Source organism: Aeromonas sp. QDB34 (assembly GCF_027705405.1).
Lineage (GTDB): Bacteria > Pseudomonadota > Gammaproteobacteria > Enterobacterales > Aeromonadaceae > Aeromonas > Aeromonas hydrophila.
Window position 1 is genome coordinate 159,031 of sequence record NZ_JAPDBT010000006.1, and the last position, 19,693, is coordinate 178,723.

General features: G+C 55.9%; 15 protein-coding genes and 3 tRNA genes. 6 read left to right on the forward strand and 12 right to left on the reverse strand.

Features of this window, described 5'->3' with window-relative positions; genetic code table 11:
- Positions 1-62: 62 nt before the first annotated feature.
- Positions 63-800: an EAL domain-containing protein gene (locus OKC29_RS10905; RefSeq protein WP_044799335.1), complete on the reverse strand. Its 738-nt coding sequence runs from the start codon at positions 798-800 to the stop codon at positions 63-65.
- A gap of 254 nt (positions 801-1,054) precedes the next feature.
- On the opposite strand from OKC29_RS10905, the gene OKC29_RS10910 reads away from it, so the two are divergent.
- The 4 genes from OKC29_RS10910 to OKC29_RS10925 all read left to right on the forward strand — a co-directional run bounded on the left by OKC29_RS10910 (position 1,055) and on the right by OKC29_RS10925 (position 5,985).
- Complete coding sequence (locus tag OKC29_RS10910; RefSeq protein ID WP_073349093.1) at positions 1,055-1,777, forward strand: hypothetical protein; 723 nt, start codon at positions 1,055-1,057, stop codon at positions 1,775-1,777.
- Between the two features lie 29 nt (positions 1,778-1,806).
- A complete protein-coding gene (locus OKC29_RS10915; RefSeq protein WP_049047762.1) occupies positions 1,807-2,295 on the forward strand; it encodes a CS1 type fimbrial major subunit in 489 nt (162 codons plus the stop codon).
- Between the two features lie 68 nt (positions 2,296-2,363).
- Positions 2,364-4,802 (forward strand): fimbrial biogenesis outer membrane usher protein, encoded by a 2,439-nt coding sequence (locus OKC29_RS10920; RefSeq protein ID WP_073349095.1) that lies wholly within the window; start codon positions 2,364-2,366, stop codon positions 4,800-4,802.
- 19 nt (positions 4,803-4,821) lie between these two features.
- Positions 4,822-5,985, forward strand: coding sequence for a hypothetical protein (locus OKC29_RS10925; RefSeq protein ID WP_073349097.1), 1,164 nt, complete (start codon positions 4,822-4,824; stop codon positions 5,983-5,985).
- A gap of 24 nt (positions 5,986-6,009) precedes the next feature.
- Here the strand turns inward: OKC29_RS10925 and OKC29_RS10930 are convergent, their stop codons facing one another.
- Complete coding sequence (locus OKC29_RS10930) at positions 6,010-6,648, reverse strand: response regulator (protein ID WP_045790493.1); 639 nt, start codon at positions 6,646-6,648, stop codon at positions 6,010-6,012.
- Between the two features lie 135 nt (positions 6,649-6,783).
- Here OKC29_RS10930 and OKC29_RS10935 point away from each other — a divergent pair, with 135 nt between their 5' ends.
- On the forward strand, positions 6,784-10,197 hold the full coding sequence (locus OKC29_RS10935; protein WP_226031133.1) for a transporter substrate-binding domain-containing protein: 3,414 nt from the start codon (positions 6,784-6,786) through the stop codon (positions 10,195-10,197).
- Here the strand turns inward: OKC29_RS10935 and OKC29_RS10940 are convergent.
- The 4 genes from OKC29_RS10940 to OKC29_RS10955 form a co-directional block, all read right to left on the reverse strand.
- The gene (locus OKC29_RS10940; protein ID WP_073349103.1) at positions 10,159-10,452 is read right to left on the reverse strand and encodes a hypothetical protein; all 294 of its coding nucleotides are present in this window, start codon (positions 10,450-10,452) and stop codon (positions 10,159-10,161) included. The genes OKC29_RS10935 and OKC29_RS10940 overlap by 39 nt on opposite strands.
- Before the next feature lie 134 nt (positions 10,453-10,586).
- A tRNA-Tyr gene (locus OKC29_RS10945) sits at positions 10,587-10,671 on the reverse strand.
- A gap of 31 nt (positions 10,672-10,702) precedes the next feature.
- Positions 10,703-10,787, reverse strand: a tRNA-Tyr gene (locus OKC29_RS10950).
- Between the two features lie 31 nt (positions 10,788-10,818).
- A tRNA-Tyr gene (locus OKC29_RS10955) sits at positions 10,819-10,903 on the reverse strand.
- 335 nt (positions 10,904-11,238) lie between these two features.
- Between OKC29_RS10955 and OKC29_RS10960 the strand changes: the two genes are divergently transcribed.
- Positions 11,239-12,471 carry a cysteine desulfurase-like protein gene (locus OKC29_RS10960; protein WP_162275624.1) on the forward strand — a complete coding sequence of 411 codons (1,233 nt, stop codon included), beginning with the start codon at positions 11,239-11,241 and terminating at the stop codon, positions 12,469-12,471.
- A gap of 46 nt (positions 12,472-12,517) precedes the next feature.
- Here OKC29_RS10960 and OKC29_RS10965 read toward each other — a convergent pair whose 3' ends face one another.
- The 6 genes from OKC29_RS10965 to OKC29_RS10990 all read right to left on the reverse strand — a co-directional run bounded on the left by OKC29_RS10965 (position 12,518) and on the right by OKC29_RS10990 (position 19,682).
- The gene (locus OKC29_RS10965; protein WP_039215468.1) at positions 12,518-13,579 is read right to left on the reverse strand and encodes a protein-glutamate methylesterase/protein-glutamine glutaminase; all 1,062 of its coding nucleotides are present in this window, start codon (positions 13,577-13,579) and stop codon (positions 12,518-12,520) included.
- Between the two features lie 10 nt (positions 13,580-13,589).
- Entirely contained in the window at positions 13,590-14,060 is a 471-nt protein-coding gene (gene cheD, locus OKC29_RS10970; protein ID WP_011704960.1) for a chemoreceptor glutamine deamidase CheD, read from the reverse strand.
- A 10-nt stretch (positions 14,061-14,070) separates the two neighbouring features.
- Positions 14,071-14,874 (reverse strand): CheR family methyltransferase, encoded by an 804-nt coding sequence (locus OKC29_RS10975; protein ID WP_029301656.1) that lies wholly within the window; start codon positions 14,872-14,874, stop codon positions 14,071-14,073.
- 56 nt (positions 14,875-14,930) lie between these two features.
- Positions 14,931-17,099 carry a methyl-accepting chemotaxis protein gene (locus tag OKC29_RS10980; protein ID WP_073349107.1) on the reverse strand — a complete coding sequence of 723 codons (2,169 nt, stop codon included), beginning with the start codon at positions 17,097-17,099 and terminating at the stop codon, positions 14,931-14,933.
- Between the two features lie 75 nt (positions 17,100-17,174).
- The gene (locus OKC29_RS10985; RefSeq protein WP_029301654.1) at positions 17,175-17,747 is read right to left on the reverse strand and encodes a chemotaxis protein CheW; all 573 of its coding nucleotides are present in this window, start codon (positions 17,745-17,747) and stop codon (positions 17,175-17,177) included.
- Between the two features lie 12 nt (positions 17,748-17,759).
- Positions 17,760-19,682, reverse strand: a complete 1,923-nt coding sequence (locus OKC29_RS10990) for a methyl-accepting chemotaxis protein (RefSeq protein WP_073349109.1) — start codon at positions 19,680-19,682, stop codon at positions 17,760-17,762.
- Positions 19,683-19,693: the final 11 nt, after the last annotated feature.

Sequence of the window (19,693 nt, forward strand, 5' to 3'; positions counted from 1 at the left end):
GCATCATGCAATTTGGCAGGGGAACGTCCCCGGCGCGAGTCGGCGGCCAAAAAAGGGGCAGTTCAGGCCCAGCGAGAGAGGGGGGAGGGCATGGCGTAGGCGTAGCCTTGCTGATAGTCGCAACCGAGCCGGTTGGCTATTTCGATGTGCTGCAGGGTCTCGACCCCTTCGCACACCACCTTCATGCCGAGCCGTTGCAGGTACTCCACCAGACCGGTCAGCATGCGCAGGGCATGGGGTGTCTTGCTGGCTTGCAGCAGCAAGGAGCGATCCAGCTTGATGACCTCGTAGGGCAGCGCCAGCATGCGCTGGAAGTTGCACTCCAGGGTGCCGAAGTCATCGCAGGCGATATGGGCACCGTGGCTGCGCAGTACCTCGATCAGCGCCCTGTGCTGCCGTAGCAGCGGCGCCTGTTCCAGCACCTCGAACCAGACCTCGATCCCCAGCTTGCGCGCCTGCATCAGCACCAGCAGCAACAGGTTCTGATAGGTGGGGCTGTTCAGGGTCGGGTTGAGATTGATGGAAAGAAAATAGGGTCCGCCTTTTGCCAGGGTCGGCAGATCCCGCATGATGGCCCGCAGCATGACGATGTCCAGATGGAGGGATTGCTCCTCACTGAGAGAGGCAAAGTCGATGCCCTGATAGCTCTGCTGGGCCGGCTCCCAGCGTCTGGCCAGCACCTCATAACCCTTGACCTGATGATCCCGACCGATGATCGGCTGATAAAAGGGCACGGCAAGATCGGCCACCGCGATGCTTGCCATGTCACTTATTGGGTACTCTTCTTGAAATGCAAACACGGCACTCACCTGTTGACGGATAGGGTTGCGGATAATACAGCAGAAGAGATCGGAAAAGCCTGTAGGAATCATCTGATAATTGACGTTAATTAATGCCTGCAATATAGGACTATTCCGATTAACGCTGACTCGTTTGCGTCATAGACTGGCCCTGGAAATATACGGTGGAATGATTTTTTAAATAACCTCAACACCTCTCGCCATGTTGATGGCTTTATTCATCCTGTCCGTATAGGTAAACGCCTGGGGTAGTAATGAGAAAAGTATATTTAATCTTGTTTTTGCTGTTCAGCGGCAATGCTTCTGCATCGGCAGAAATCAGTATCGGCACTCTATATGATTATATGTCTGGCCAGCAGAGCACTTATTTGAAACGGGTTCGTAATCAAGGCGATGCAACAGCCTTTGTAAAGGTGGCGATCCACGAAATCACCTATGACAGTGAAGGCCAGCCAAAGGAGTCTCCTGAGCTGACAGAAGGTAACAGGGCGCTGGTTGCTAGCCCCTCCAGGCTCATTATTCCTGCCAATGGAGTGCAGGCAAGCCGTTTTCTGTTTATGGGAGAGCGCGATAAAGAGCGCTACTTCAGGGTACGTTTTATACCTGTCCTGCCCAAGGCCGAGGATGGTTTTGATATTGATGCTGCGACTATCCAGGAAGAGCGGGAACAGGTATCTGCTGGTGTAAATATATTGACCGGGTTTGGTTCAATTCTGTTCGTGATGCCTAGACAAAGTCACTCCGACACTCAAATTATCGAAGATGAGAAGATGACCACCATTATCAATAAAGGCAACACAACACTCATGCTGGATTTTTTTGAGGAGTGTGATGGACGGAAAAAGAATTGTTCCAGTCCGACCAAGATTCATCTGTTGCCAAATATGCAGAAGCAGTTGATGAAGAAGAGCGATCGCCTATATCGATTTGTGCTGATAGAGGGCGACAAGAGTAGAAACATGGTGATAGGTCACTGATGTTTCATATTTCAAAAAAGGAGAGAGCAATGAAAGTATGGATAGCAGCGCCCTTGGCCATGCTGATGTCAGCCAATCTGATGGCTGCCGAACGTGTCGAGCATCAGGTCACCGTGACCGCCCAGATCCCGACCGAGGCGTTCTATGTGCAGCCGACCGGTGGTGACAACTGGATTAGCACCCCGCAGAAGCTGGCCTATAACGCTTACACCAAGAAGCTGGACAAGCTGAGCAAGCAGATGGAAGCCAAGAGCACGATCGGCGCCATCACCGGTTATCTGACCAACCCGGCCGTGATGGCCAGCGGCAGCGACAACATCGCACTGAGCGTCAAGCTTGGCGGTGTCGCCTTGTCCACGACGTCTGTTGAAGTGATCAAGGCTGACGATGCCAAGACCGGCAAGCTGCTCGAGCTGGAGGTCATCCCCGCCGATGCCCCCGTCACTGGTTACAAGCCAGGTAATTACCAGGGTGTAGTGAACATGATTTTTGAATCTGAAGCACCCATGGGCGGCTAAGTCATCCGCTTCGGGCTCCCTAATGGCAGGGAGCCTTTTTGTCTGCGTCGAGAAGAGTGAGATGAACCGTGCCGTATTATCCGTTCCTGTTAGTCCTGGTGGTGTTGTGCTGGCCGGCCTGGGCCAATGGAGAGCGGCGGTCACAGCCTCTTGATCTTTTTCAGCAAGCGGAGAGCTTGCCTGATGGCTTTGCCGATCACTTCTTCGGTGTTCCGCTGGCGGTGCGCATTCTGTTGGATGGGCAGCAGCTTGGGGAAGGCGAGATTGTGCTGGGCAAAGATACCAGCGTGCAATTATTGACATTGACGGACAGCTACGAGTCCGAGTTGAGCGAGCGAGATCGCCAACACTGGAGCCAGATTTTATCCAGTCCCCATCAACTGGGGCCTTGTCAGCAAAAATGCGAGGACGGTGTTCTGGCGCTGGAATACAGCCTGGAAAACTCCCAGCTATCCGTCTTGACCGCCAACGTGGAGAAGGGACGACTGTCGACCCGCTACCATTCCCTGCCCGAGGGGGGCAGTTACGGCGCCTTGCTGCGCCATCAGTTGAACCTCAGCCAAGGAGAAGGCGAACAGCGTAGTGGTCGCTACAACTTGACGGCGCAGGGCAGTACGGGCGAGTGGAGTCCATTGCTGGAGGGCGAGTTAAGTCAATCTGGTGACGGTCAGGGGACGCTGCACCATATCCAGCAACTCTATGCCGAGCATGAGGGGGCTGGTCGTTTCTATCGATTGGGGTATTTCTCGCCTTATGCCCAGGGATTGGTTCGTCAGCCGGCACTGTTTGGTGGACGTACCCCTACCGTGCTGGGGGTGATGCTGGGTGATTCCGATACCTTGTTGATTGAGCAAGGGCAGGCTAGCGCGACTCCTATTTACGTGACGCCGAGCCGTCCCGGTATGGTTGAAATATACCGGGATGGACAGCTCATCAATTCGCAGCAAGTGATCGCCGGGTTACAGGCGCTGGATACCCGAGTGCTGCCAGCCGGTATCTACGAAGTTGAGTTACGGGTATTGGAAGATGGTCAAGTCACCGAGCGGCGACGTGAGACGATCTACAAGCCGATGAATTGGCAGAATCCGGACGAGACTTGGCGGTTTAACCTGTTTGCCGGTCAGCAGACCCGCTTGCTCAGCAATTGGGATGAGAGTGACATCAGCAGCTTGAGCAGCGGGGTCATGGTCAATCATCTGCTGGCACCTTCCGTCATCGTCGGCGCATCCAGCCAATATATCGATGAACGTTGGCAAAACGGTCTGTCAGCGGATTGGGGCCTGACTGAGCAGTGGCGACTGCTTGGCAACCTGATGACCACCCAAGGGATAGGACATGGCTTCGATCTGCAACTGCTCCATCACTATGGTTCCGGCAGTCTGGTCGTTGGCCATCAGCGGCAATATTTGAGTCAGAGCGAGGCGTCTGACAGCAATACGGCCCAAAGCACACTCTCGCTGCAGCAGCGCCTCAGTGACAGCCACTCTGCCAACCTTTATGTGTCGCATCAACCAGGCTACGGGACCGGTGCTGACCTCGGATGGCGTTATAACGGCGATTTGTTCAGCCAGAACATGAGCTGGAGCCTGACGGTGTTTGACCGACCAGGCAGCATCAGCACTGCCTATGCCCGTGATCGGGGCGGCATGCTTTCCCTGAGCATGAACCTGGGGGGTGAGCGCAGCCTGCTGGCCATCGGTGTCGGCAGCCGGACATCCCGCTCCGGTGGGCAGGAACGCAATGGCTCCCTCAGTTATCAGCAGTTGCTGGAATGGGGGGCGTTGCAAAGTGTCGGCGCCAGTTTGACGTCCGATAGCTACGGGGTTGGGACGGCTGGATATGCCCGCTTTGAAGGGGAGCAACTGAGTGGTGATGTCCACTTGCAATCCTCTTCCTATAACCAGGTTGTCAGCGGTGGGCTCAATCTGGATAGCACCATGGCGTTGGGTGACGACGGGAGTATCGCAATGACTGGGCAACCGCAAGGGTATGAAGCAGGGATGATCGTCGATGTGGAGTCTGATATGCCTGAGCTGACCCTGCGGGCTGATGATGAACAGGGGCGATACGTGCCGCTTAAACCGGGTCGCAATCTTGTCCCCGTTACCGCCTACCGCAGCAGTGCGGTGCAACTGGATCTAGCCGGGCACGATGCTCCATCGATGAACATCCGACCCAACGTGCTGCCCTATCACCTCAACAAGGGGGGGGTGGCCTACTACAAAGTCAGGGTCATGAAGACGGTGACTGTAATAGGTCGTCTGTTGGATGAAGAGGGCACTCCGCTGAAAGGGGCCATGGTGCTCAATCATGCGGGGCGCACGGTCAGTGAAGTTGATGGCTTCTTTGCTGTCGAGATGAGCGAACACAACCCACAGCTGCAGGTGGAGTACCAAGGAGCACAGCGGTGCAACCTGGCGTTGGATATGAATCGCGTGGAACGACAGCAGGAGATGTTGTTGCTGGGTGACTTGACATGCAGTGCTGTTAATTGGGTACATCAATGATGGGTGGCAGGAAAAAATGATGAGAGCGGGTGTGCAGCATGTTTTGGGAGGAATTGTATTATCTCTTCTCACCGGAATGGTTAATGCAGCGTATATCAATATTACTGCTGAGTATAATCCAGCAGTGTATGAAGCCAGTGGTGCCAAATTCATCAATACGACACCCTGTACTCAATCTCTGGTGAGCTGGTGTACTACCGCACAAACCGTAGACACTCCACAAGCGGTTGAGATTCGCCCATCGATTCAGCGTGAAGTAAAAATAAATGATGATAAAAGGTATGGCATTCATTATCTGGCATTCCCCGCAGCTAGGGATGTGGTATTGACCAGATCGGGGGGGAGGGAGGCCTTTTCTTTTAAATTCATACTGACGGATATAGGTTCGCATCGGCTGCTAGATAATAGTTTTACCAAGGTTACAGAAAAAGGCGACTGCATTAATAATTTGTTCTCGGCCAACTTCTACGCTAATTTCACATACAGCAGGATCAAAGAATCAAAGCAGCAATCAGGAGGGGTATGTTATAGTGATGAGCGTTTTTTAAGTCGAACGGTAACTGTGTCATCAGTGTACATAGGCTATAAACTTAAATCTGCAGATCCGCTGAAGATGCCCAATGGTACATACACTGGCAAGCTGATTTTCTCTGTTGGGGAGTATAAAGACTTTGACTTTGGTGGTGGTACCTACAATGACGGCCAGCTCACCATTTATTTTACTGTTAAGGTAAAGCATCAGATAAAGGTCGAGTTTCCTTCCGGTTCGAATAAGGTTGCGTTACAACCTCCAGGTGGGTGGCTTGAATGGGTGCATAGTGGCAGAGTACGCCAGCCTCCATATTTGATGGCAGAGCTTCCATATCGATTATGGGCAAGCTCTGCTTATAGTGTCTGGTTAAATTGTGGCTTTAGTGATGGCGTCAACTGTATGTTACACAACCAACAAACTGGTCATAAAGCGAAACTGTATGTGTACTATGTCGACAGGCTGAAAGAAATGCATCCTCTCAAGTTTATCACCCCAACTAGATTTGCTCTGGAAGCTAATGGTGGGCATTTTGTTGCTGAGCCGCAGAGTCTGATTTTTAAAGTCGATAAAATTACACTCAGTGACATGTTGAAGTATCCTGGAAGCCTTTATAAAGGAAATGTCACTATTATTTATGATGCAGTACTTTAATCCATTCAAGTGTCGGAAAAAGGGTTAAATCAACCCTTTTTCTTTGGCATATTGAAACAGAGCGCTGTCGCTGTGCAGGCCGAGCCGCTGCATGGCGCTCTTTTTCTGGGTGCTGATGGTCTTGATGCTGCGATTCAAGTACTCCGCAACCTGAGAGACGGACATACCGCTGGCCAGTAGACGTACCACTTCATTCTCTTTTGGTGTCAGCTGCAGCGGTTGAGTTGTGTCAGGCATACCGCTTTCTGCCAATAACAACTTTACAGAATGACCAAGATATTTTTGACCAGATAAGACATGGCGGATCGCATCAGATAGTTCACTGATGACGGCTTTTTTAAGCAGTATCCCGCTGACGCCAAGTTGCAGCAAACTTTGCAGTATTCCGGCATTTTGTATTTGTGTCAGTACGATAATGGATAGCTGTGGGTAATTCCTTTTTAAACTCTGGATCATGGCCAAGCCATCGCTACGTGAGTCACCCGGCATACTGAAGTCAGTTATTAAAAGATCGCAGTGATGTTGCTGTAATGTTTTGAATAATTCGGAAACTTGATGTGCCTCAGCAACAATTTCGCAACCAGCTTGGTGTTGTGCAATAAGGCTGCGGATCCCGGTAAGTATCAGCGGGTGATCGTCGGCAAGAATGATCTTGGAAGACATATATGAGCCCTATATGAAAGCTTGAGTAATATTTACACTAGCAAACATTTCATTTCTATACTACTTTGCACGACCATTTTTTAGTACTTAGATAATATCCACTCCTTCAGAATTGGTATAGTGAGATGTCTCCATATGAGCGTATATCGATGCATAATCGTTATAATGGTATTTAATTTATGCATATTTCCAAGGTTATCATTCGCTCATAAAGACAACTCATTACCAACAATAAAAGTCGGGTTATTGACTGGCGGCTGGGGACCATTTCAGCGGTGGGATGGACATAATGCCAGCGGCTTCAGTGTCGAGCTGATTACCATATTGGCCAAGAACCTTGACTATCGCATTGAATGGAAAGCCTATCCGGATTGGAACCAGTTATATATGGCGAGTTGTGCGGGTCAGGTTGATATTCTGCTGGATGCCTTTCGTGCAGATGAACGAGAGTGTGTTACCTACAGCCGCCCCTATTATTCTTCGCCAACAGTGGTGGTGGTGCGCCATGATGCACCTTTTTTTAGAGATGTCAGTGGTTTAAGTAAATCTCGAATGGCTATAGAGGCAGGTTTTTTAACCGAGAAGCTGGTTAGAGCCTACTATCCGGATGTATTGCGTCTGTTGTTTCGAGATACCGACATGGCTCTGCAAGCCGTTTTGGACAAGAGAGCCGATGCCTATATCGGCAATTTGCATGTCACGAATCAGTTTATTGCCCAGCATCCAGAACTGGCCGTGGTTGCTCAGGCCCCCTTGTTGATGGAGAGCCTGCACCTTGGTATCAGCAAACATAAATCCAGACTGGGAGTCCGGTTTGATACCGCGATTCAGGCGCTGACGGTGGAAGAGCGCAGTGCTCTTGAACAGAGCTGGTTAAGTGATGGCAGCTTGAGTTTTCAGGGACACAGCGGTTTTTTACTGCGCCCTGATGAGCGTGAGTGGCTCTCCCGTCTGCCTCCTCTCAGGCTGGGTTTTATTCCTGGGTGGGTGCCGTTTTCCTATGCGGATCACGAGGGTAAATTGACGGGGTTGATAGGCGATTATCTGGATGTGTTCAAGGACAAGCTGGGCTTGGCCTATCAATACCGTGTTGATCAGAGTTGGCCAGAGTTGCTGCAGGCATTGCTCCATCAAGACGCTGACATCGCAGTCATTCCTATTCGAATCAGCCAGAGGGTTGCGGGCTGGCAGGTGAGTCAACCTATTGCGTCCTTTCCCGTGGTCATCGCCATGTCTCGTGGTAGCAGTACTTTTGGGGGATTTGCAGAGCTGGCGGGCAAGCACTTGCTCGTTACCGACAGCTTGTTGATTACCGAGTTGAAGTCCCGGATCCCTGACATACAGACCACGGTTGTTTCCAGTCCAAAAGAGGGGTTGGCGATGGTGGCCTCCGGCAAGGGCGATGCCTATATGGGCAATCTGGCGGTGATATCACGGCTCATCAACGAACACTTTGATGACTCGCTGCATATTGTCGCGCCCACTCCTTTCAGAGATGAACTGGCGGTCGCGGTGAGAGAAGCCTATGCCCCGCTGCTGCCGCTTATCAACCGGGTACTCGCCAGCATGAGCGACAAGGAAAAGCGGCAGATCCGCAACAGCTGGCTGGCGGTGAACTACAACGAGGGTATTTCATGGCACAAGCTGGTCAGTACCCTGATCCCTGTCGGCACCGGTATCACCCTGTTTATTCTTTCACTCTCTATCGCTTACTTTCACCTGCGCCAGGAGATAACCCGCCGGCGTCAGGTGGAGGCCGATCTGGCTTTAGCCAAGGAGGCGGCTGAGCTGGCCGCCAGGCAGAAGGCCGACTTCCTCGCCACCATGAGCCACGAGATCCGGACCCCCATGAACGGCATCATCGGGATGGCGGAACAGCTGCGTTTTACCTCGCTCGATCCGGAGCAGCGCCAGATGGTGGGCATCATCAATCAGGGGGCGGAAGGACTGCTCCAGCTGATAGGCAATGTGCTGGATTACTCCAAGCTGGATGCCGGCAAGATGGAGTTGGCACCCACCAGCTTTCTGCTGCGTGAGCTCATCGACAGCGTGCTGACAATGACCAGTAGCGAGTTGCAGCGCAAAGGGTTGCAACTCTATCTGCGTGTTGATGATGAAGTGGGCGCCCGTTTCTATGGTGATGTGCTGAGGCTCAAGCAGGTGCTGTTCAACCTGGCCAGCAATGCGATCAAGTTCACCGATCGCGGCTTCATCGAACTGTCGATCAGATTAGAAGGAGAGACGGATGAAGAGCAGTGGCTGTTGCTTGGGGTGCAGGATACCGGCATCGGCATGAGCGAAGATGTGCAGGCCCGTGTTTTCAATGCCTTCGAGCAGGCGGATGGCGCCACGACCCGCAGCTATGGGGGGACCGGACTTGGTCTCAGTATCAGTCAGACACTGGCGACCTTGATGGGGGGGCGATTGAGGCTTGAGAGTGCCCCGGGGCTGGGTACCCATATCGGCTTGTCTATCCCCCTGGCACTGGAAGCGCGCCACGAGCTGGATACCAAGCTGGCGGGGCTGAACGTCTTCATGGCATTGCCGGATGGCAAACTGCACCACACGCTACGGTTGCATCTGCTGTCGCTGGGGCTGCGGCTGTGTGAAGCCCCACAGGGCGCGCACTTGTTGTTTGGCGACCTGAATGAGCCGGCCGCCATCCGGGTCGCGCCGCTTGGCAACGTGCTGGGTTATCAGCTTCGTGATGATGGTCATTATTGCCTCAACAGTAATCCCCTGACCTGGCAGGCCGTGAGGGATGTCTGTTATCGCCAGCTGGGCCTGGCCGAGCAACTGTCGTCCGATTTTTCGTCTGTTGGATCGGATGAACCACTGTTGCCACAGCGATTGCTGGTCGTCGAGGATCACCACCTGAATCAGGTTTTGGTGCAGCGCCAGCTCAAACAGCTCAATTTGCAGTGCGATCTGGCTGAGAATGGTCGACAGGCGCTCGCCATGCTGACTTTTCACCGCTATGACCTGATCCTGTGCGATTGCCAGATGCCGGTGATGGATGGTTATGAGTTTACCCGTCGGGTGCGGGCCACAGAGGGGCTGGCACAACTCCCCATCATTGCCATGACGGCCAATGTGTTGCCGGAGCAGGCACAGCGTTGTCTGGCGGCCGGCATGAATGATGTGCTGGGCAAGCCCGTACTCATGGACGGACTGCGCCAGATGCTGATGAAGTGGCAGATATTGCCGGTACCCAGGTTGCTCGACATCAACGTGTTACAGGCAGCATTTGGTTCTTCACTTGAGACAATGCTGGTGTCGTTTCGTCAGGAGCTGGAACAGTCCCTTGGCTTGAGCCATGAGGATGACAAGGCGCTTGCAAATTGGGTGCATCGGCAGGCTGGAACGATAGCCATGATGAGGGTTGACGGAGTTGCAGAGCAGGCATGGCATCTGGAAGAGCAAATCCGCAAAGATGGGCGTGCAGGATGCGAGGTGGAGTTGATGAAATTTCGCGATGTTTTGCAACAACTTGTCGATGAGCTAGCGGCACTATCCCGAGACTGTCGTCAGCCTGCTGTGGCTATCTGATGATGACGCAGGGTGACCGGAGGAGGGCGCGGGCTGCACGGCCTGTGCCAGCCAGTCCCAGTCGAGCAGGGGGGTATCGGCCTTGAAGCGCTGATAGGCAAGGCCCTGGTCGACGGTCAGAAACAGGGTGGTCGGCAGGCCGATGCGGTTGATGTAGCGCACCATCACCTCGCCGCGATAGGAGCTCAGTCGTTGCTGCAGCTGCGGCAGACTCAGCCCGGTTGCCTGTCCCTTTTCATCCCAGATCTCGAACATGGTCATGTCTCTTGGTGCAATGGCAATACTGTTTCCAAAAGCGGGCCGGCAGGCAATTGTCAGATCTGACAGTGTCAAATGGATAGACGCGTGAAAAGCGAAAACCCGGCACTGGGCCGGGTTTTCTTGAATGATGGTGGAGGGAGAAGGATTCGAACCTTCGAAGGCAGAGCCGTCAGATTTACAGTCTGATCCCTTTGGCCGCTCGGGAACCCCTCCACAGGGGCCTTGCATATTGTGTTCAGGAAGATGGTGGAGGGAGAAGGATTCGAACCTTCGAAGGCAGAGCCGTCAGATTTACAGTCTGATCCCTTTGGCCGCTCGGGAACCCCTCCACGGGGTATTTTCCTGATTATTGCACTTGAATGGTGGAGGGAGAAGGATTCGAACCTTCGAAGGCAGAGCCGTCAGATTTACAGTCTGATCCCTTTGGCCGCTCGGGAACCCCTCCCCAAGTGCGAGGCGCATACTATCAGATCTTCGCTCTTTGTGAACCCCTGGTGGCCCTATCTGGCGATAAAAAAGTGCCATTCGGTCATTTTTTGATATTTGTCGCTCATTTTTCACGCTTATCAACGACTTCCCTGTCGCTGTCAGACCAGATCCAGGACTCATCGCGGGTGTGAAGCGTCACCAGACAAGATGTACCGAGTAGCGTTTTGTACTGAAAAAATCACCTTCTCTTCTAAGTGTGATGGCTGACCGCTTCCTTGATGGACATTGCTGCTGCCGCATTTTACTCTCGCCATGTTATTCAACTGTTAACATGGATTGTGGACTCTCCCTATGCAGGCTCTCGATATCGCCGTGTTGCGCGGCCAGTTTCCCGCTCTCAATCAGCTGGTTGAGGGCAAAGCCCCCATCTTCTTCGACGGCCCCGGCGGCGCTCAGGTGCCACATGCCGTACTCGCCGCCATGACCGATTACCTCGGTCACTTCAACGCCAATCTGGGTGGCCCCTTTTTCTCGGCCAGGGTGACCGAGCAGCAGGCACTGCGGGCCAGGCAGGCGGTGGCTGCGTTGCTGGGGGCTGAGTGGGCAGAGGAGATAGTGTTTGGCGCCAACTTCACCACCCTGACCTTTGCGCTCAGCCGAGCGCTGGCGCGGGAGTGGCAGGCCGGTGACGAGATCATCGTCAGCGCGCTCGATCATTACTCCAATGTCTCCAGCTGGCAGCAAGCGGCGGCGGATCGCGGCGTGGTGGTGCATCAGGCAAGAGTGGACGTGGCCACCGGTGGGCTGGACTATGAGCATCTGTGCAGCCTGCTGGGGCCCAAGACCCGGCTGGTGGCGGTGACGGCGGCCTCCAATACTACCGGCACCCTGGTCGATATCCCTCGCATCGCCGATGCGGTGCACGGGGTAGGGGCACTGCTCTATGTCGATGCGGTTCACTTTGCGCCCCACGAGCGTATCGATGTGCAAGCCTGGGATTGCGATTTTCTGGGGTGTTCCGCCTACAAGTTCTTCGGCCCGCATCTCGGCATTCTCTACGGCAAACATCGCCACCTGACGCATTTCACTCCCTACAAGGTTGAACCGGCCAAGAACGTGGCGCCCTACAAGTGGGAGACCGGCACCCAGAGCTGGGAAGCGCTGGCCGGGGTGGAGGCCACCGTCGAATACCTGGCCTCCTTGTCTGGGTTGGACGGCACCGAGCATGAGCTGGAAGTTCGCCTCGATCTGGCGTTTGCCCGCAGCCAGGCCCACGAACGCGAGCTCAGTGAACATCTGCTGGCCAAGCTGGCCGAGCGGCCTTGGTTCACCCTGCACGGCATTCACAACAGCCTGGGGCGCACCCCGACCTTCGCCCTGACGTCAAACCGCCATACCCCGGCCGAAATGGCCGAGTTTTTGGGGCAGCATCAGGTATGCAGCTGGGCCGGCCATTTCTATGCCTTGGCACTGGTTGAGCAACTGGGGGTGAGCGATGGGGTGCTGCGCATAGGCTGCATGCACTACAACACCTCGGCCGAGATTGACCGCCTGTTTGCCCTGCTCGACGATATGCCGCATTGAGATAAAACAGCCCGGTTATGCCGGGCTGTGTCGTCTCATCTCTCTGCTAGCGGCCCACGATGGCGTGATGGATATCCTGCAGCGGCAAGACATGGCGGGCGGCGCCAAGCTTGATGGCCTCCTTGGGCATGCCGAAGACCACGCAGGAGGCCTCATCTTGGGCGAAGGTGTTGGCGCCGGCCTCCAGCATTTCCCGCAAGCCGCGGGCACCGTCATCCCCCATCCCGGTCATGATGATGCCGGTGGCATTGCCGCCGGCAAACTTGGCCACCGAGCGAAACAGCACGTCCACCGAAGGGCGGTGGCGGTTGATGAGGGGGCCATCCATCACGTCGACGTGATAGTAGGCGCCGCTGCGTTTGAGCAGCATGTGCTTGCCGCCGGGGGCGATCAGCGCCAGCCCGGGGATCACCCTGTCATTGCTCTTGGCCTCCCGCACTTCTATCTGACACAGGCTGTTGAGCCGCTCGGCAAACGAAGCGGTGAACTTCTCCGGCATGTGCTGCACGATGACGATGCCGGGGCAGACCCGGGGCAGGGTGGTCAACACGGCTTCCAGCGCCTGGGTGCCGCCGGTGGAGGTACCGATCGCCACTATCCGCTCGGTGGTCTGGGCCATGGCATGCTGGCTGGCGGCGGGCATGATGGCGTCTGCGTTGAGCTTGGGGGCGACGCTGGGGGTGGGCACTTTGGCCAGTCGTCTGACATTGGCCTGGGCGGCGGCGCGTACCGCCATGGCCAGCTCCTGCGCTGACTCCTGCAGAAAGCTTTTCAGGCCGACGGTGGGCTTGGTGATGATATCCACGGCGCCAGCGGCCATGGCCTGCAGCGTGGTCTCTGCTCCCTTCTCGGTCAGGGAGGAGCAGATGACCACAGGGGTGGGGTGTTCGGCCATGATCTTGGTGAGGAAGGTAATGCCATCCATGCGCGGCATCTCCACGTCCAGCACGATCACGTCCGGCCACTCCTTCTTCAGCTTCTCCAGTGCAAACAGCGGATCAGACGCGGTGGCGATGACCTTGATATCCGGCTCCTGCTCGAGAATAGCCTGCAATACCTGCCTGACCACGGCGGAATCATCCACCAGCATGACCTTGATCTGTTTCATTCCCGTCCCCTTAGCGATGTGGCAAGCGGTGATGACGCACCCAGACATTGCCGTTGGCCAGCTCAAAAATCAGGCTTCTGTGTCCCGCATGGCCAAGATGGTGGGCCTTGATGGTGAGGCCCAGGTGCTGGGTCAGTTGCCAGGCAGCCTTGATGTTCCTGATGGCCACATTCATGGTGTTGAGCGTTTGTTGTTCGATAAACATGTTGCCGCCACCAAACAGCTTGACCTCGTATTCGTGGATGGGGGCGGGATATTTGCTTATCTCATTGATAAATAATTGAATTGCCTCATCAGCATAGCGACCGTCCAGACTCATGGTGCTGTGACCGCGGCTGGGCAGCATGTAGTGGCACATGCCGCCTCGCTTCTGTTCCGGGTGCCACATGGTAATGGCCACACAGGAACCAAGATGGGTGCGGATGATGGTGTCATCCTGCCCAAAATAGAATTCTCCGGGTTGCAGCGAGACCTCTCTCATATTGAAACCCTTATGGTTTCAGATAGATGGAAGGCGATACCAGTTGCAGGCCATGAGGCAGACCGTTCAGGCTCTCGGCATGGCTGACGATGAGATAGCCCCCTTTGCGCAGGCGCGGCACCAACCGTTGCAGTACCTGGGCCTTGGTCTCCCGGTTGAAATAGATCATCACGTTGCGGATCAGGATGACGTCGAACAGCCCGATGTCGGGCAGTTCCTGATTCAGATTGATGTGATGAAACTGCACCTTCTCGCGCAGCTTGCGATCGATGATGAAGGTGCCTTCCTGAAAACCGACCCCTTTCAGGCAGTACTTCATCAAAAATGGCAGCGGGATGTTGTGGGCCCGCTCGATGGGATATTGCCCCGCTCTGGCCTGCTCCAGCACGCGGGTCGAGATATCCGAGGCGATGACCTCCCAACTGCCATGGTTCAGATTGTCGGCCAGGGTCATGGCCAGGCTGTAGGGCTCTTCACCGGAAGAGCTGGCCGCGCTCCAGATCCGCACCGCCCGTTCTTTTGGCAGTTGTGCCAATACCTTGTTGCCGAGAAATTCAAAGTGCTTGGGTTCGCGGAAAAAATAGGTCTCGTTGGTGGTGAGCAGATCGAGTGCAACCTGCAGCTCTGCCCCCCGGTTATTCATGATCAGGCTGAAATAGTCGCCGTAGCTCTCCAGCTCGTAGTGGCAGAGCCGCTTTGACAGGCGACTGGCGACCAGGGCCTTCTTGGCCGGAGACAAGTCGATACCCGCCGTCTGGTGGATCCAGCGTTGAAACTGCGCAAATTCATCATCATGCAACTGGGTCTGATACACGCGCAAACTCCCTGCGGTGAGCGGGATGCGGGTGAGCTTGGCCCACCCGCATCAGGCTAGAAGCGGATAAAGTCGGCGTCATTGTGAGGGCGTGGCGTGGTGCCTACACCTTCCTGGCCGTTGCCCTCGTGCATGAAACGCCCCCGTGGGCCACCACGGGCCGGTGCCTTCTGGTTGGCGCCGTGCTTGTGCTGTTCCAGCGTGAAGAACTCCATCGCCAACTGCAGCTGCTCTGCCTGGCTGCTCATCTCCTCGGCGGTGGCAGCCAGCTCCTCACTGCAGGAGGCATTTTGTTGAGTGACCTGGCTCAGCTGATTCATGGCGATGTTGATCTGGCTGACGCCGGTGGACTGCTCGGCGGAGGCGGCGCTGATCTCCTGCACCAGATCCGAGGTCTTGTTGATGGAGGGCACCATCTGATCGAGCAGACGGCCCGCCTTCTCCGCCATGTCGACACTGCTAGAGGCGAGCTCACCGATCTCCTGGGCCGCTACCTGGCTGCGCTCCGCCAGTTTGCGCACTTCGGCAGCCACCACGGCGAAGCCCTTGCCGTGCTCCCCCGCCCGGGCGGCCTCGATGGCGGCATTGAGGGCCAGCAGATTGGTCTGATAGGCGATGTCGTCGATGATGCCGATCCGCTTGGCGATCTGTTTCATGGCATCGACCGTGAGCTTGACGGCCTCACCGCCTTCCACGGCCTCCTTGGCGGCCTTGCTGGCCATGCCATCGGTGACCTGAGCATTGTCGGTGTTCTGGTTGATGCTGGCGCTCATCTGCTCGATGGAGGCGCTGGTCTCTTCCATGCTGGAAGCCTGTTCGCTGCTTGACTGGCTGATGGACTGGGCGGTGGCGCTGACCTGCTCGGCCGCGCTGGAGAGATTGTCAGATGCGCCCCGTACTTCGGTGACGATATTGGTCAGCGAGACGATGGTCTGGTTGAGGGAGTCCTTGGTTGTGCCAAATACACCGGGGTAGTCGGCCTCGACCTGTTGGGTCAGGTCGCCTCTGGCCAGGGATTGCACCACCCGGATCACGTCGTTGAGGCTGGTGTCGATCACCTCCGCGATGCGATTGATGCCCTCTCCCAGGGTCTGGAAGAAGCCACTTTTACCGGTCAGGTCCATGCGGCGGTGCAATTCGCCGTTGATCACCGCCTGCACGATCTCCGACATCTCCCGTTCGATGGCGACTTCCTTGGTGCGATCCGACCACTCGACCACGGAGCCCAGTCGTTCACCATCGTCGCCAAATACCGGGTTGGCGATGAGCGAGAAGGTGCGCCCGCCGAGCAGGATCTGGGTGCGATAGGTATTGTTCAGCTTGGCCAGCATGCTGCGCTGATGACCCGGATTCTTGTGGAAGCTGTCGATGTTGGCTCCCATCAGGGTGCCTGCATTGAAGTTGTAGAGTTCTTTGCGAATATCGGGTTCAGCCAGGCTCAGCATCTCTTTGACGGATTCATTCATGTAGATGATGTTGAGATCGGTGTCGGCGATCATCACGTTGGTGCTGGCACCATCGAGCGCCTTCTTGACGCGCAGGCTCTCTGCTGCGGCGATCTTGGCCGCAGCGCTGGCAGCCTTCATCTCGTTCTCGATGGCGATCTCCTTGGTCCGATCGGCCCACTCGACAACGGAGCCAAGCCGTTCGCCGCCATCGTTGAAGACCGGATTGGCGATCAGCGAGAAAATGCGCCCCCCGACGGTTATCTGGGCGCGATAGGTGCTGTTCAGTTTGGCCAGCATGCTGCGCTGATGGGAGGGATCTTTGTGGAAGGTATCAATGTTCTTGCCCATCAGCTGTCTGACATCAAAATTGGGCAGGTCCTTGCGAATGTCCGATTCGGCCTGGCCCAGCATGGCGAGCACGGCTTCATTCATATAGACGATGTCGAGATTGGTATCGGCGATCATCACATTGGTCGAGGCCCCATCCAGCGCCTTGCGCACTCGCAGATTTTCGTCATACAGGGTCTGGTTGGCACTGATGGTGGCGATAGTGTTGCTAAGGCGCTCCCCCAGCAGCGTCAGCACGGTATTGAATTCCTGACAGAGTTCCCGCAGCGGGCCGCTGAGCGAACCCAGTTCAAGCTGGGCTGACTGGTCGCCTTGTTTGATCCCCTGCTGGAGCGATCGGGTTGCACCAATGAGCTGGAGCAGTTGTTCCTGCAGCAAGGCATGAGCGCTGCCGTTGCCGAACAGATTGCCAAAAAATGATTGAGTCATGAGCCTTATCCTTGTGCGACATGTCATTGCTGTGTGGTGTGGTGAGCGACACTCTTGTTGCTTGCTACGCCTGAATCACGGTGTCTGTGGCTTCTGTTCCAGCAACCGTTCCTGCTGCTGGGTCAGTTCGCTGAGCTGTGCCATTTCGTCGATGGAGAGCACCTTCTCGGTATTGATGAGGATGACAAATTTGCCATTTACCTTGCCCATGCCGCTGATAAAGTCCGCCCGGATGCGAGCCCCGAAACTCGGTGGTGGCTCTATCTCATTGCAGGGAATGGTCAGCACTTCGGAGACGGAGTCGACCACCACGCCGATGTCCTGATTGCCGTGTTCCGGATCGTCCGGATGCACTCCCTCGATAATGACGATGCAACTGCGACGGGTGATGCTGGAGGGGGCATTGCCAAAGCGGGCATTGAGATCCACCACCGAGACCACGGCTCCCCTGAGGTTGATCACGCCGCGGATGAAGCTCGGCATCATGGGGATGGGGGTGATGTTGCCGTATTCGATGATCTCCTTGACCCCGAGGATGTTGATGGCAAACATCTCGCCGTTGATGAGAAAGGTCAGGTACTGGGCATCGCCCTGGTTATCAGGGGCCAGCGTGCCATGCTGGACGGCCACTTCGGTAGACATGCTCATGGGGCTCTCCGGTTAAAAACGGACAAAATCGGCCTCGTCAACCTGAGGTTGCGCTGCCGTATTGCCGTGCAGTGGGTGCTGGGTCGGCATGACAAATTTGCCTCTGGGGGGCAATCCTTTATGTCCGCTCTCGTGGGTCCTTGCCGGTTTGCTCAGGTTCTCCAGCGAGAAAAAATCCATGGTCTGCTGCAGCTCGTTGGCCTGAGAGCTCATCTCTTCGGCCGTGGCCGCCAGCTCCTCGCTGCTGGCGGCATTTTGCTGGGTTACCTGGTTGAGCTGGCTCATAGCGAGGCTTATCTGGTTGGCGGCGCTGGCCTGCTCACCGGAGGCGGCATTGATCTCCTGCACCAGATCGGAAGTCTTGCGAATGGAGGGCACTATCTTGTCGAGCAGGCTGCCGGCCTTCTCGGCAGTATCGACGCTGCTCGATGAGAGTTCACCTATCTCCTGCGCCGCTATCTGGCTGCGTTCGGCCAGTTTGCGGACCTCGGCGGCCACCACCGCGAAGCCCTTGCCGTGTTCACCGGCCCGCGCCGCCTCGATGGCGGCGTTGAGTGCCAGCAGATTGGTCTGGTAGGCAATATCGTCGATGATGCTGACCTTGCGGGCGATCTGCTGCATCGCGGCCACCGTCTGCTGGACCGAGCGGCCACCTTCGGTGGCTTCGAGCACGGCACTGCTGGCCATGTTGTCGGTGACCTTGGCGTTGTCGGTGTTCTGGTTGATGCTGGCGCTCATCTGCTCGATGGAGGCGCTGGTCTCTTCCACGCTGGCAGCCTGTTCGCTGGTGGCCTGACTCAGGGACTGGGCCGTGGTGCTGACCTGGTTGGAGGCATTGGTCAGGTTGTCGGCGGCGTTGCGCACTTCTTCGATGATGGCGGTCAGCGCCTCTATGGTGCTGTTGAGGCCATCCTTTGTCTGGCCAAAAATACCCGGATAGGGTTGTTCTATCTTCTGGGTCAGATCACCCCGCGACAGGGCGGTGGCGATGCGCATCACATCGTTGAGGCTGGTGTCGGTGACGTTGGATAGGCGGTTGAGCAGTTCGGACAACCGCTTGATGTAGCCCTGGCGTCCATCCAGTTCGATCTTGTAACTGAAGTTTCCCTGCTCGACGGCGGCAGTCACCAGGGTCTCGATGTCGTTGATGAGTGCGGTCAGCTTGTTGACCATGTTCTGCATGGCCAGCAGCAGTTGTCCAGCTTCGTCGTGGGCACCGATGTCGATGGTGACGTCGAGGTTGCCTTCGGCCAGGTGGTTGGCTACCTGCAGTGCCTGGTTGATGGGGGAGATGATGCTGCGGATGAGGACGATGCCAAACCAGGCGGCAGCCACCATGCCCGCGGCAACGACCGCCAGCATGGTGAGCAGCATGACGTCGTACCAGGCCTGCGCCTGCTCGTACTCGGATTTGGCGACGTCGAGCTGCAGGCTGACCAGCTCGGTTATCTTGCCACCGATGGGATCGATGGAGCTGTACAGCTTGCCGTCAAATTCGTTGAGCATGCCGGTGACGACACCGCGCTGGGTCGAGAGAAACGCTTCCAGTCGGGTAATATCCCGATCCGCTGCGCTGAACAGGCTGTTGGCCTCGGCTGACAGCTTCTGCTCGGCTTCGGTCAGCTTGGTGGCCTGGTAATGCTGCCACTCCAGTTTGATCTGCTGCTGGGCATGCTGGATCTGCTGCCGCGCCTCTTCAGCGCTGATGAGGCCCGCATTGGCCTTGTTGACGTTGTCGATGATGGCGACGGCATAATTGTCTGAGATGGTCTTGAGCTGTTTGAGCGGCACCACCCGATCGTTGTAGACCCGCTGCAGACCCTTGTTGCTGCTCTGCATGTTGTAGAGCCCCAAGGCACCCACTCCCAGCAGCAGTGTGCAGAGCAGGCAGAGTAAAATGGTGAGTCGCAGCTTGATGGTGGAGTTTTTAAACATGACAGGCTCCT

Bases quoted from the DNA above. Each gene is read 5' to 3' on its own strand.
- OKC29_RS10910 (WP_073349093.1), top strand. From the start codon at position 1,055: ATGAGAAAAGTATATTTAATCTTGTTTTTGCTGTTCAGCGGCAATGCT.
- OKC29_RS10915 (WP_049047762.1), top strand. From the start codon at position 1,807: ATGAAAGTATGGATAGCAGCGCCCTTGGCCATGCTGATGTCAGCCAAT.
- OKC29_RS10925 (WP_073349097.1), top strand. From the start codon at position 4,822: ATGAGAGCGGGTGTGCAGCATGTTTTGGGAGGAATTGTATTATCTCTT.
- OKC29_RS10930 (WP_045790493.1), bottom strand. From the start codon at position 6,648: ATGTCTTCCAAGATCATTCTTGCCGACGATCACCCGCTGATACTTACC.
- OKC29_RS10935 (WP_226031133.1), top strand. From the start codon at position 6,784: ATGAGCGTATATCGATGCATAATCGTTATAATGGTATTTAATTTATGC.
- OKC29_RS10940 (WP_073349103.1), bottom strand. From the start codon at position 10,452: ATGTTCGAGATCTGGGATGAAAAGGGACAGGCAACCGGGCTGAGTCTG.
- OKC29_RS10960 (WP_162275624.1), top strand. From the start codon at position 11,239: ATGCAGGCTCTCGATATCGCCGTGTTGCGCGGCCAGTTTCCCGCTCTC.
- OKC29_RS10965 (WP_039215468.1), bottom strand. From the start codon at position 13,579: ATGAAACAGATCAAGGTCATGCTGGTGGATGATTCCGCCGTGGTCAGG.
- cheD (WP_011704960.1), bottom strand. From the start codon at position 14,060: ATGAGAGAGGTCTCGCTGCAACCCGGAGAATTCTATTTTGGGCAGGAT.
- OKC29_RS10980 (WP_073349107.1), bottom strand. From the start codon at position 17,099: ATGACTCAATCATTTTTTGGCAATCTGTTCGGCAACGGCAGCGCTCAT.
- OKC29_RS10985 (WP_029301654.1), bottom strand. From the start codon at position 17,747: ATGAGCATGTCTACCGAAGTGGCCGTCCAGCATGGCACGCTGGCCCCT.
- OKC29_RS10990 (WP_073349109.1), bottom strand. From the start codon at position 19,682: ATGTTTAAAAACTCCACCATCAAGCTGCGACTCACCATTTTACTCTGC.